The following is a 12,455-nucleotide window of genomic DNA, read 5'->3' on the forward strand; positions in this document are numbered from 1 at the left end:
ATTGATTCAAAAGAAATCAGATACCCAACTTTTCATACGTGATACTACACGCTTTGAAAATGTATGAGTAAATTTATTTTTTAAAAGTGTTTCATGTTTTTTTAATGCATGAAGTAACAAACCATATCCAGTTGCATAGATAGGACTATTGAGCAATTGTAATAGTGAATATTTAATACCGGGATTTCCAATTCGCACTGGTATTTTAAATGTTTCTTGCGCCAATTCTTGCATACCTTCAAGCAAAGAACCACCACCGGTAAGTACTAATCCTGATGGCATAAATGATTTGAATTCATAACTATTTAACTTTTCGTTTACTAATACAAACAATTCTTGAGCTCTTGGCCTTAAAATACGCGTTAAATTTGTTAATAAAATTTTTTTTGATGAAGTTCCCTCAATTGATTCAACTAAAATGTTTTTATCAAATTCTTCTGAAATTTCATAAACAAACCCATGTTCTTTTTTTACCCGTTCTGCATCTTCTAGGGTAGTACACAATCCTAAAGCTAAATCATTGGTAAAGTGATTACCTGCTACCGGAATAACACTTGTATAGAAAATACTTTTATTATAATACAACGCTAAATCTGATGTGCCACCACCAATATCAAGAATGCTCACTCCTAATTGTTGCTCATCGGATGATAATACTGCTAATGCAGAAGCTAATTGTTCTAATACAATATCAGTTGCTTGTACACCAGCTATCTGGCAACATTTAATTAAATTTTGCACGCAAGAAATAGATCCCGTAATAATATGTACTTGTACTTCCAAACGTACTCCATGCATGCCAATTGGATCTTGTACACGCTCTTGCCCATCAACCATGAAATATTGCGGGAGTACATGTAAAATTTGTTTTCCTTCTGATATTGGTATTGCTTGCGCTGAAATAATAACATTATTAATATCTTGCTGCGTAACTTCTGATCTTTTTATTGGCACTACTCCTTGGGAATTAATAGATTGAATATGACTACCAGAAATACCAATAATTGCCGAATCTATTTTACAACCTGCCATCAGTTCTGCATCTTGTACTGCTTTTTTTATTGAATAAACTGTTTTATTAATATCAACTACAATTCCTTTACGCAAACCTTCTGAAGGGGTTTTTCCGATACCAATAATTTCAAGCTCATCTGCAGAAATCGCTTGCGCAACTAATACACATATTTTGGTAGTACCAACATCAATCGCTATAATTGGTTCATTATGAAATATACTGCGCTTCATTATTCCCCCTTTTACTATAAATAATGACTTGATCGTCAAATCTTAAATCAGCAATAATCTGCGCTGATTTAGCTATATTGTTAATTTTCTTTGTTATCAATTGTTGTATATTTTCACAAAAAGATATTGATATCGATTTATTTGCCTGCACTAACAAATTAATTTGGTTATTAGATTTATGAAAAAGAATAATCTTTGTTTGATCTATCCAGCGAATCTTATACTCGACAAATATATCTTGGCAATTATTAATCCATTGTACCAATGCAATTTCTGGTTTTTTAGTGTCTACCTGGCCCATTGATATATGATATAATTGTTCTTTACTAAAAACTTCAAAAAAATCTGAATCAACAATAAAACCATTGTGTAACAAAACATAGTTATTATTAATATTAGCAATCGGTTCATATGAAATAATAAAAATAGTTGCTTTTGCTAATGTTGATCGTTTTATAATTATTTTTTTTAGTAAAGAAAAACTTTCTAAAACTTCAATTGGTTTTATATGCCAATCAGAATGATTTTCCAGGTAATACTTTATTTGATTACATGCTTTTGTAGATAAAATCGGATCAAAACTAATATCAAAATGCGTAGAATAAAAAGATAAGTAGAGTATTCTGCCTACTATTGCAGGCATCATAAAACATATTATATAAAGTAGGTAATTTTTAACCAATTGCATACCACCCCTTAATGTGATTCATCTTGCTTTTTTCATACTATTTAATAGCTAAAATAGTCAATGATTTAAGTATTAGGCTAGGAACTTGCTTTATCTTGCATGCTTCACTTAAAATCATAAAAAGGAGTTAACTAATGAATACCTTAATTGCAGCGTTAATAAGTACTTTTTTAGTAAGTCTTTTGTCATTTATAGGCATTCTATCGTTATTAAGCAAAAGAACTTATTTGAATATTATTCTTACTTATCTAATCAGCTTTGCTGCAGGTGTTCTCCTTGGTAATGCATTTTTACATTTAATTCCTACAGCAGCAGAAAAAATTTCATGCCAAATTGTTGGCACTTTTACACTCTATGGCATGATGTTATTTTTTATTTTAGAAAAATTTTTACGGCATCAACATCATATAAATCATCACTTGAATATCAAACCACTAGGATTTATGAATTTAATAAGTGATGCTTTGCATAATATTATTGATGGTATAGCCATTGCTACCAGTTATTTAATTTCATTTGAATTGGGCATTACCACTACAATCGCAGTTATGATGCATGAAATACCGCAAGAATTTGCCGATTTTGGAATTTTATTACATGCAGGATTCAGCCCACTTTTTGCGTTACTTTATAATTTTTTTTCAGGACTAGCTGCCCTTATTGGCGTTGCTATTGTTTTTATTTTTTTTGCTCAGACTCAATTAATATTAATATACCTAATTCCATTAACTGCCGGTGGCTTTATTTATATTGCGGCGAGTAATTTAATTCCTGAATTACATGAATATAAATCTTTACGACAGTCAATTATACAGACATTATTTTTTATAGCCGGTATTGGTATTATGAAATTACTTTAATCAAATTTTTGTATATTGTTTTGCAATAATAAATAATAAAATACCTGCAGCTACTGAAGCATTGTATGATATGTCAGCTGTTTTTTGTGGCAAAGTAATTAACGTACCACTTGAGCGAATTTCTTTTGATATACCTATCCCTTCACCACCAATTACTAAACATGATGGCTTTTTATACGTAATACTTGAAGCATCTTGGCCTTTTTCAAGCACAGCCAAGTATAATGCATAGTTAGCTTTATCAAGCATTTGTATTCCTGCTTTAGCAGTAGGTACCTGTAGAATTTCCAAATATTCGGCCAAACCAGCTGATGCTTTAAGAGCCACCGCGTTTAATGGTGCACTTCCCTTTTGAGTTAATATAACGCCATCAACATTTGTGCAATAGGCAGACCGTAAAATGGCACCTAAATTACGCGGATCCTGCACACCATCAAGCATTAAAAGAAATGTTTGTTTTTCCGCATCAAATAATTTTTTTCTGAATGCAAATGGTGCGGCATATCCAACTACGCCTTGATGATCAGTAGTTCCGGCTAACTTATGTAATACATCTCGTTGCACGTACTGAATTTGCAAACCCTTAGGCAATAATGGCTCTAATTGCTGCCATGCCTTAGGAGTCGGTTTAGTTGTATATAATATTGCAAGCTTACGTCGTTTTGCTTTAAGAAGTTCAATTATGGGATGAATGCCATAAATGAGATCAGTACCTTTTTGTTTTGTTTTTTTTTCCATAATCTTTCTTTTTGTTTTCTTTTAATAAAGAATAGCTTAAAACAAGTTGTAAAACAATCAATATTACCTTTAAGCCATTGAATTCAACCATTATTCATGGTAAATTATTATTAATTAAAAACAACCTAAATTCAATACAGGAGGTGTTTTATGAAAAATAAATTATTACTTGGATTCGCCCTTAGCACAATGTGCACACAACCGGGATATGGCAAAAACCGTCTCTTCATTGATTTTGATGAAATGTTTTCATCAATGCGTGAAGAAATGGATAAAACATTCAAAAATCTAGAAGAAACACTTAAAGACGTTCCTGGTGTTTCTATATCTAGTCAGGCAATTACAAGTCCAGAAATTTCTGAAAATGATAAATGTGTCATTATTGAAATGAAAGTTAATGCCGTTGATGCTGAAAAAATTCAAGCAAAAGTAATAAAAAAGAAAAATGAAAATCACTTATTAATTACCGTACCGCAGGATAATCAATCAATAGAGATGATAATCGGTGAGCGAAATATGCAATTTTCCACAAAACAAGAAACAAAAGAAAAGGATGAAAAAAAAGCAGCTTTTTATACATTCGGCACCACAAATATAGTAAAAAGTTTGCCAAGTGCGGTTGTATTTGATGATGTAAAAATTGAATGTGAACGCATAGAAACTGAAAAAGATAAGTCAGCTGAAAGCATGCTCTCGATTACTTTACATAAACTAGAACCAACTGAAACTGAGATTATTCCGGTTATTAAAAAGTAAATTATTCATTTAAACTTAATTTATATATAAAAAGGCCTGGTCTTAAGCACCAGGCCTTTTTATTCACTCATTGCTTTAAAATAGGAACTTTATGTATATCGTTGAAGGAAACATTGGTGCTGGTAAATCCACCTTTTTACAATTAATTAAAAAGCGATTACCAGAAATTATGGTGGCATTAGAACCACTGCATAATTGGCAAAAAGATATACATGGACAATCATTACTCGCAAATTTTTATAAAAATCCACAACGATGGGCTTTTAGTATTGAAACATTTACCATGATTTGCCGCATGCGCGAGCATCAAAAAGATCAAAATAATTTAGAACCAAATTTTATTGTTGAACGATCCATTTACTCTGGACATTATTGTTTTGCACTCAATGGCTATAAAAATGGTGCTTTAAGTAATTTGGAATGGGAAATTTATAATAGTTTATTTAATTTATTAATCCCCGGCAAATGCAAACTACCTAAAGGCTTTATTTACTTGCGCACTAACCCTGAGACAGTTTATCAACGCATTCAAAAACGCAATCGCTCCGGAGAAAATATCATTCCGCTTACCTATCTAGAACAAATTCATCAGCATCATGAGGCTTTTCTTATAGAAAAGAAAAACATTTTACCAGAATTACAAAATATACCAGTCTTAATTCTTGATGTTAATGATGATTTTGAAATGAATAAAGAATTGCTCAATCAGCATATTGAAGCGTTACAATTATTTTGTAATAAAAAGTAGCTTTTATTGTTTTTATAAAATTACTTTCTTTCTACTTTTACTTTACTTGCTTTTGTTGCCTTTTTCTTTGGCAAATAGATTGAAAGAATGCCATCTTCAAATTCAGCACGCGTTTCTTCAGGAACTACAGCTGTAGGTAATGCAACATAACGTTCAAATGAACCACGTTTAATTTCTTTACGATAATAATTTCTGTCTTCGACTTCTTCTTTTTCTTCGCGTTCTCCAGCAATTCTTAAAGAGTTGTCTTCTACAGAAATCTCTACTTTGTCTGGATCGATACCTGCAACCGCCATTTCAACAATTACCGCATCATTTTGATCATATAAATCGACTGCTAAATCACTATTTGAGGGTAAATTTTCTAATAAGCTTTCCATTGCTTCATCTAATGGGCGCCAACGAATTATAGCCATGTCTTTCTCCTTTTAATATTTCTTTAATCTTAACAAAAAAGAAGCTTTATTTTCAAGGAATTTAAGGATTAGGCTAATTTATAGATACGATGCTTTCCAACTCGAATTGTCATTCCTGATTGCCATACAATATTTGCTTTAAAATCCGTTATTTTATCATCATCGATATGTACTGCACCTTCTTCAATAAGTCTTTTTGCTTGAGAAGTAGATTCAACTGCTCCTAACTCTTTGAGCAAGGTCACTATCCATAATGGATTTTCGGTTTCACCTGGCAATGAAATTGGCGTCGCTTTTTCATAATTTTTTTGTTGAAACAATGCTTCAAATTGTTCTTGAGCTTGTGCCGCTTGTTCTTCGCCCCAAAATTTTTCCACTATATCAAAAGCCATTTGTTTTTTTAATGCCATTGGATGCGTAGTCCCATACGCAACACGAGCTTGCAATTCGCAAATAGTTTCCTCACTCGTATGCAAAAGTATTTGCATATAGCGCCACATAAGCATATCAGAAATAGACATTAACTTACCATATGCTTGATCGGCAGATTCATTAAGGCTTACATAATTGCCTAACGATTTTGACATTTTTGCTACGCCATCAAGCCCTTCTAATAATGGCATAGTCATAATAACTTGTGGGTCTTGACCATATTGTTCTTGAATATACCGTCCCATTAACAAATTTACTGTCTGATCAGTACCACCTAATTCAACATCTGCTTGCAATGCAACCGAATCATAAGCCTGAAAAAGTGGGTATAATAATTCATGAAAATTTATTGGCTCATGTTGCTCTACACGCTTGGTAAAGTCTTCACGCTCAATTAAACGAGCCAAAGTAATTTTTGCACACAAATCAACAATATCTTTACTTGTAAGCTTATCAAGCCATTCTGCATTAAAACGAATTTCAATTTTTTTAGGATCTAAAATTCGGGATACTTGCTCAAAATAGGTTGCTGTATTTGTAGCAATTTCTTGTTCAGTTAACGGTGGACGTGTTTTTGATTTACCAGTTGGATCTCCAATGCGAGCAGTAAAATCACCAATAAGAAAAATAACCGTATGGCCTAAATCCTGAAATTGTTTCAACTTTTCTAAAACAACAGTATGCCCTAAATGCAAATCAGGCGCCGTAGGATCTGCACCTAATTTTACTTTTAGTTTTTTACCACTTTGTAGTTTTTTCTTAAATTCATCTTTAGGTAAAACTTGTATGGTATTGGAAATTAATAACTCATAAGCTTTTTTAAAATCTTTCATATTTTCCTTAAGAAGCACCAATGAATGGCGCTATCAGATGAGCACTATATGTTATACCATATACCACTATAATTTTGAGCGGACGCGCACATAAAACCATTAAAATAAAAGGTATAAAAAACATAAGTAAATCATTTTCTGCTCTATGCAAAAAAAATGGTGCAAAAGCTAATGTTATATAACGAAAAATATTCATAATAAAGTTTAATACCGCAAACATGACACCAATATAAATTAACATAACTAAAATTAGTGCAACTGCGAGAACTAATGAAGAACTTTCAGGGTAAATCTTTGTAAACGTCGCCAAAGAAATATAATCAGATAAAACCATCATCATAGCTAAATTTAAAACATCGATGCCAAATAATGGTAATAAAGCAAGCAAAGAGAGAAATGCAATACCAATATAGGTAAATGGCTTTGCTAAAAATAATAATAAAAGACGAAAATTACCTTGTATGGATTCAGGATGCATTGGAATAAACTTACCCCATCCAATACCCAAAAAAAACAAACAAAATGCACCAATGGGATCAATATGCACCAAAGGATTCCACGTTAAAAAGCCCATTTTTTCAGGAGTATCATCGCCAAGTTTTTTTGCGGCCCATGCTTGCATATATCCAGCAGTTGTTGCACTAAAAACATATGCTACTGCAATAGTCAAAATACTTATAAGATATTCAATTGTTCTAATATTAATCATTTTTATTACTTTTTTTATTGAAAAAAACGTTACTTTCAGTGTAAAACAAAACAAAGCACTGTCAAATGAATTCTTACGAATATACTCGACAAGATGATTTATTGAAGTACAATAAGCACATCATAACCCACTAAATGAGTAGTAGAATAAAAGGAGAAAAAGTTATGAAAAAAAATAAAGTGATAACTTTAAAAAAAACATTAAGCCCTACAACTAATAAACTAAATCAACGAGAAATACATTGGTCTGAATGGCTTATTCCGCCCTTTTTATTATCTTTTATTACCGGCCTTTTTTATTATCCATCACTTCATTACAATTTTCAATTTGATGATGTTGCCAATATTCAAAAATTTTATAATATTCGTTACTTAACATTGAAAGATGCTTGGTTAACAAGCTCACGCTGGATTCCTTTTTGGCTTAATGCCGTTAATCATCGATTAGGACAATTTGATCCATTTTATTATCGATTATTTAATATCAGTTTTCATATTGCAGCTGGCATCCTTTTATTTTTTATAATATTGTTTATACTTTCAAATTTAAAATCTAATTCTTTTTTTAAACAACATTGCACTGCAATAGCATATTTAACTACCGGGTTATTTTTACTTCACCCGGTTCAAACACAAACAGTTTCGTATGTTATTCAAGGGCGCATGGAAGGATTAGCAACTTTATTTATCCTAAGTATGATTTTATGCTTTTTAGCGATAACACGCGTAAAAAACAAAATTTTTAAAATATTATTAATTTTATTGCTTTTTTGTATCGCTTTCGTAGGGTGTGGTACAAAAGAAATTGTTATTGTTGCCCCACTATTAATTTTAGCAATAGATTGGTTTTTTGTAGCACAAGGCGATTGGCCTTCTTTAAAACAACGATTGCTATTGCATGGTTTTCTTAGTGGAATCATTTTCTGCTCTTATTTATATTTTTTAAAACCTTCTTTTTTTGCCAATATTTTTGGTCTTAAAATGGAAGCCCGTAACAACATTGGCAATCTGTTAACTGAAATACCTGGTCAAAAAATTCTTCCTCTGCATTTTTTTATTTCACAATTTAAAGTTATTTTGCATTACATAGTTATGTTTATTTGGCCATTTATGATTAGTGTTGAATATGATTGGAAATTGGTTTCTAACTTTTTTGCTCCTGATTGTATTTTACCGCTTTGCGCTTTACTACTGATTAGCGCTATACTTATTTATCGTCTACGAAAAAATTGCATTGATCCTATTGTATTTGCTGCCTTATGGTTTTTTATTGCTATTGCTCCTCGATCAACTATTATTCCATCTTCTGAACTTCTTGTCGATTATAAAACATACCTTGCTTCTTTTGGCATTTTATTTTTAATGGCAAGCTTTATTATTAAATTATTGAGTGAATTAATTCCAAAAATTATTAAACCTATTCCATTTATTTCGCATGCTTTTGCTCAATTCGTATTTATTACTATACTTGCAGTCCCAACTGGCTTTTTAACTTATAGTCGCAATAAAGTATGGCGTTCTGCTGAAGAATTTTGGAGCAATATCATCGAAAATGCACCAGGAAAAGCCCGTGCATACAATAATTTAGGCGTAGCATTATCAGAAAAAGGACGTATGCAAGAAGCAATTCCTCTTTACAAAAAAGCCATTAGCATGGATAAAAATTATCCTGACCCATGCAATAATCTTGCTGTTGCTTACTCAATGACTGGCAAAATGAACTTAGCAATTGATACCTTAAAAAAAGCAATTCAAATGCATCCTTACTACCCCGAAGCGTATAATAATCTTGCTTCTTTTTATATTACGCAAAAAGATTTTGATCGTGCTGTAAAAATTCTTGATATCGCGATCCAACTACGTCCTCACTATGGTAAAGCCTACTATAATCTAGGTAAACTTTATGTAGAAAAAGGTAATTATGAAAAAGCGTTTGAATGTTTTAAAACAGCTTGCACAAAAGCAGATTTAGATAATGAAGCTGGATTTGGTGTTTATGCAAGTATCGCTATGCATTTAAGAAAGTTTGAAGATGCTATTATTGCATATTCACATCTAGTCAGAATTGCGCCACATTCCATAGATTATGCATATAAATTAGCTAATTCTTATTTAGGCTGTAGCAAATATATAAATGCAGCACAAATTTATGAAGAAATTCTAAAAAAAGAACAAAAAAATCCACAAGTTTGGTGTAATTTGGGGGAATGTAATTTATTTATGAAAAAGCCAGATAAAGCTTTAAAGTGCTTTAGTCAAGCACAAGCATTAAAAATGAGTTCTCCTCAGCTAACATTACGCATTATCACCTGTTTAGAACAGATGGGAGAATTATCAATTGCTAAATTTCAGCTAGAAGACTTTATAAAAGATAACTCAACACCAGATCAACTTAAATTTGCAGCAAAATCAACATTAGATAGAATTAATACGAAAGAACAGAATAAAAATCACGCATAATTTTGACCAATACTCGCTTAAAAGGTAAGCTAGATGAAGATAATAACTATAAAATAATTAATTTGAAAATACTAATGGAAAAACAATACAACGCTAAAAAATCTGAGCCAGAAGCGCAAAAAAAATGGCTCTTAGAGCAAACATATTCTCGCAAAAAGCATCCTGGCCAGCTATATAGTATTGACACACCACCACCAACGGTATCCGGTGCTTTACATATTGGGCACATTTTTTCATATACACAAACTGATATTTTAGCACGATACAAACGATTAAAGGGATATTCTGTTTTTTATCCTTTTGGTTTTGATGATAACGGATTGCCTACTGAACGATTTGTAGAAAAAAAGCATAAAGTTAGTCCACAAAAACTCGGGCGATCAGCTTTTATTGACTTATGTTTACAAGAAACAAAACAAACGCAAGAACAATTCAAGCATTTATGGCAACGGATGGGACTTTCTGCCGATTGGAATCATACTTATTCCACTATTTCTGCTCCAGTACGAAAAATATCGCAAGAATCATTTATTCGTCTTTATAAAAATAATTTTATTTATCGCAAGTTTGAGCCCGCTTTATATTGTACTACTTGCCGCACTGCTGTTGCACAAGCAGAATTAGATGATGCAGAAAAACCATCTTTATTTAATTATATTGAATTTAGTACTGAAGAAAATATTCCCTTGTTAATAGCTACAACACGTCCAGAGCTTTTATCTTCATGTGTAGCCCTTTTCTATCATCCTGAGGATAAACGATACAAACATCTTACAGATAAAAAAGCCATTGTTCCTATTTTTGAATATAAAGTACCTATTTATCCTGATGAGCAAGTTAATCCTGAAAAAGGAACCGGTCTGGTTATGTGTTGCTCATTTGGTGATAAAACTGATGTGTATTGGATAAAAAAACACGTATTACCATACATACAATCAATTGGAGCCGATGGCAAATGGATTGAAAGTACTGGTCCTCTAGCTGGCTTAAAATCACATGAAGCACGCGAAAAAATCCTAGAACTTTTAAAAGAAAAAAAAATTCTTAAAGAACAAAAGCCTTTGACACATACGGTGAATGTCCACGAGCGTTGCAAAAAAGAAATTGAGTATGTTGCGCTTTCACAGTGGTTTTTAAAAATTTTGGAATTTAAAAAAGAATTTTTAACACTTGCTGAGCAAATTACTTGGTATCCAGCTTTTATGAAATCTCGTTATCTTAATTGGGTAGAGAATATTAGCTGGGATTGGTGTCTTTCTCGCCAACGTTTTTATGGCATTCCATTTCCTGCCTGGCATTGTAAAAATTGTGATGAAATTATATTAGCTGATATTAAAGATTTACCTATTGATCCGCAAGAAACTCCATATCCAGGCAAAGCATGTCCTTCATGCGCGAGCAGCGATATAGTACCTGATACTGATGTGATGGATACATGGAATACTTCTTCACTTACGCCTTATATTTGTTATAGCTTATACAATCCAGAAGCAACTTCACCATTTACGGATGAATTTATTGCTTCTTATTTACCAATGAGTATGCGTCCACAAGCACATGATATTATTAGGACATGGGCCTTTTATACCATAGTAAAAACTTATATGCATAATCAAAGTATTCCATGGAATGATATTGTTATATCTGGCCATGTACTCAGTGATAGTAAAGAAAAACTATCAAAATCAAAAGATCAGAAAAAAATGGATCCTGAATATTTATTAAATTCCTATCCTGCAGATGTTATTCGCTATTGGACTGCATCAGCAAGCCTTGGAAATGATGTAATGTTTTCTGAAACACAACTTAAAATTGGCCAGCGATTATTAACTAAATTATGGAATGCATTCAAGTTTATTAAAGAACATACTGCTGATGTTGATAGAAATGATAATTCAGAACAATTTGGTGCGGTAAATGAATGGTTATTGCATCAAATTAGTATTACTTTTCAATCATATCAAAAACATCTTGATCGATACGATTTTAATTTAGCACTCGATACAATTGAAACATTTTTTTGGCAAACATTTTGTGATAATTATTTAGAACTTATAAAAGATTTACTCTTTAATCCAAATCTTTATTCTGAAAAAGAAGTAAAGTATACTCATTGGACATTATATACTGCTGGCTTACGCATTCTGCAGATGTATGCTGCGTTTTTACCACATATTACCGAAGAAATATATCGCATTATTTATTGCAAAAAAGAAGAAATCAATTCTATTCATGAAACTAAATTCTCTACATTCCAAAGTATATTTAATTTTTCACAAAGTAATCAAACATTAAATATCGTAATTGATTTAATTGGGCAAGTAAGAAAATTAAAAACCGAACATCAACTTTCTTTAAAAACAGAGATTTCTCAATTAATTATTTATACTCAAAACGAGGAAATCAAAAATCTCTTACAACCTTTGGAGCAATTAATTAAAGGAATTTCTCGCACAAAAGCCCTTTTCTTCGTACCAGAAAAACATAAGATGAGCGCATTAACTAAAAGCGATGAAGCTATAATCATTCAAATTGGTATTAGTGAATAATCGAGCTATCTTAATAATTTTT

Annotated in this window: 11 protein-coding genes; 5 read left to right on the top strand and 6 right to left on the bottom strand. The window is 31.8% G+C overall.

All coding sequences use genetic code 11. The features are described from left to right. Nucleotides 1–6 precede the first annotated feature (6 nt). Together ftsA and WDZ41_02765 are read right to left on the bottom strand one after the other, a co-directional pair. A complete protein-coding gene (gene ftsA / locus WDZ41_02760; protein ID MEX0940254.1) occupies nt 7–1,245 on the bottom strand; it encodes a cell division protein FtsA in 1,239 nt (412 codons plus the stop codon). Continuing rightward, complete coding sequence (locus WDZ41_02765) at nt 1,223–1,933, bottom strand: hypothetical protein (protein MEX0940255.1); 711 nt, start codon at nt 1,931–1,933, stop codon at nt 1,223–1,225. Before WDZ41_02765 ends, ftsA begins: the two co-directional genes overlap by 23 nt. A gap of 134 nt (nt 1,934–2,067) precedes the next feature. On the opposite strand from WDZ41_02765, the gene WDZ41_02770 reads away from it, so the two are divergent. Beyond that, complete coding sequence (locus WDZ41_02770) at nt 2,068–2,793, top strand: ZIP family metal transporter (GenBank protein MEX0940256.1); 726 nt, start codon at nt 2,068–2,070, stop codon at nt 2,791–2,793. On the opposite strand, the gene rlmB is transcribed toward WDZ41_02770, so the two are convergent. After that, nucleotides 2,794–3,531 carry a 23S rRNA (guanosine(2251)-2'-O)-methyltransferase RlmB gene (gene rlmB, locus WDZ41_02775; protein MEX0940257.1) on the bottom strand — a complete coding sequence of 246 codons (738 nt, stop codon included), beginning with the start codon at nt 3,529–3,531 and terminating at the stop codon, nt 2,794–2,796. A 150-nt stretch (nt 3,532–3,681) separates the two neighbouring features. Between rlmB and WDZ41_02780 the strand changes: the two genes are divergently transcribed. Both WDZ41_02780 and WDZ41_02785 read left to right on the top strand, forming a co-directional pair. Next, nucleotides 3,682–4,287 carry a hypothetical protein gene (locus WDZ41_02780; GenBank protein ID MEX0940258.1) on the top strand — a complete coding sequence of 202 codons (606 nt, stop codon included), beginning with the start codon at nt 3,682–3,684 and terminating at the stop codon, nt 4,285–4,287. A 91-nt stretch (nt 4,288–4,378) separates the two neighbouring features. Then, complete coding sequence (locus WDZ41_02785; protein MEX0940259.1) at nt 4,379–5,035, top strand: deoxynucleoside kinase; 657 nt, start codon at nt 4,379–4,381, stop codon at nt 5,033–5,035. Between the two features lie 20 nt (nt 5,036–5,055). Here WDZ41_02785 and WDZ41_02790 read toward each other — a convergent pair whose 3' ends face one another. The 3 genes from WDZ41_02790 to WDZ41_02800 form a co-directional block, all read right to left on the bottom strand. After that, the gene (locus tag WDZ41_02790) at nt 5,056–5,451 is read right to left on the bottom strand and encodes an Hsp20/alpha crystallin family protein (GenBank protein ID MEX0940260.1); all 396 of its coding nucleotides are present in this window, start codon (nt 5,449–5,451) and stop codon (nt 5,056–5,058) included. 68 nt (nt 5,452–5,519) lie between these two features. Then, nucleotides 5,520–6,716 carry a tyrosine--tRNA ligase gene (tyrS, locus tag WDZ41_02795; GenBank protein ID MEX0940261.1) on the bottom strand — a complete coding sequence of 399 codons (1,197 nt, stop codon included), beginning with the start codon at nt 6,714–6,716 and terminating at the stop codon, nt 5,520–5,522. Between the two features lie 7 nt (nt 6,717–6,723). After that, nucleotides 6,724–7,425: a hypothetical protein gene (locus tag WDZ41_02800; protein ID MEX0940262.1), complete on the bottom strand. Its 702-nt coding sequence runs from the start codon at nt 7,423–7,425 to the stop codon at nt 6,724–6,726. 164 nt (nt 7,426–7,589) lie between these two features. Here WDZ41_02800 and WDZ41_02805 point away from each other — a divergent pair, with 164 nt between their 5' ends. Both WDZ41_02805 and WDZ41_02810 read left to right on the top strand, forming a co-directional pair. Beyond that, nucleotides 7,590–9,884: a tetratricopeptide repeat protein gene (locus WDZ41_02805; protein MEX0940263.1), complete on the top strand. Its 2,295-nt coding sequence runs from the start codon at nt 7,590–7,592 to the stop codon at nt 9,882–9,884. Between the two features lie 74 nt (nt 9,885–9,958). Beyond that, nucleotides 9,959–12,433: a valine--tRNA ligase gene (locus tag WDZ41_02810; protein MEX0940264.1), complete on the top strand. Its 2,475-nt coding sequence runs from the start codon at nt 9,959–9,961 to the stop codon at nt 12,431–12,433. Nucleotides 12,434–12,455: the final 22 nt, after the last annotated feature.

Source organism: Candidatus Babeliales bacterium, from assembly GCA_040879965.1.
Classification (GTDB): domain Bacteria; phylum Babelota; class Babeliae; order Babelales; family JACPOV01; genus JBBDJI01.

What these genes read in the sequence shown, in the direction of transcription:
- WDZ41_02780 (MEX0940258.1), top strand. Translation starts at nt 3,682, where the DNA reads ATGAAAAATAAATTATTACTTGGATTCGCCCTTAGCACAATGTGCACA.
- WDZ41_02765 (MEX0940255.1), bottom strand. Translation starts at nt 1,933, where the DNA reads ATGCAATTGGTTAAAAATTACCTACTTTATATAATATGTTTTATGATG.
- ftsA (MEX0940254.1), bottom strand. Translation starts at nt 1,245, where the DNA reads ATGAAGCGCAGTATATTTCATAATGAACCAATTATAGCGATTGATGTT.
- WDZ41_02805 (MEX0940263.1), top strand. Translation starts at nt 7,590, where the DNA reads ATGAAAAAAAATAAAGTGATAACTTTAAAAAAAACATTAAGCCCTACA.
- rlmB (MEX0940257.1), bottom strand. Translation starts at nt 3,531, where the DNA reads ATGGAAAAAAAAACAAAACAAAAAGGTACTGATCTCATTTATGGCATT.
- WDZ41_02810 (MEX0940264.1), top strand. Translation starts at nt 9,959, where the DNA reads ATGGAAAAACAATACAACGCTAAAAAATCTGAGCCAGAAGCGCAAAAA.
- WDZ41_02785 (MEX0940259.1), top strand. Translation starts at nt 4,379, where the DNA reads ATGTATATCGTTGAAGGAAACATTGGTGCTGGTAAATCCACCTTTTTA.
- WDZ41_02800 (MEX0940262.1), bottom strand. Translation starts at nt 7,425, where the DNA reads ATGATTAATATTAGAACAATTGAATATCTTATAAGTATTTTGACTATT.
- WDZ41_02770 (MEX0940256.1), top strand. Translation starts at nt 2,068, where the DNA reads ATGAATACCTTAATTGCAGCGTTAATAAGTACTTTTTTAGTAAGTCTT.
- tyrS (MEX0940261.1), bottom strand. Translation starts at nt 6,716, where the DNA reads ATGAAAGATTTTAAAAAAGCTTATGAGTTATTAATTTCCAATACCATA.
- WDZ41_02790 (MEX0940260.1), bottom strand. Translation starts at nt 5,451, where the DNA reads ATGGCTATAATTCGTTGGCGCCCATTAGATGAAGCAATGGAAAGCTTA.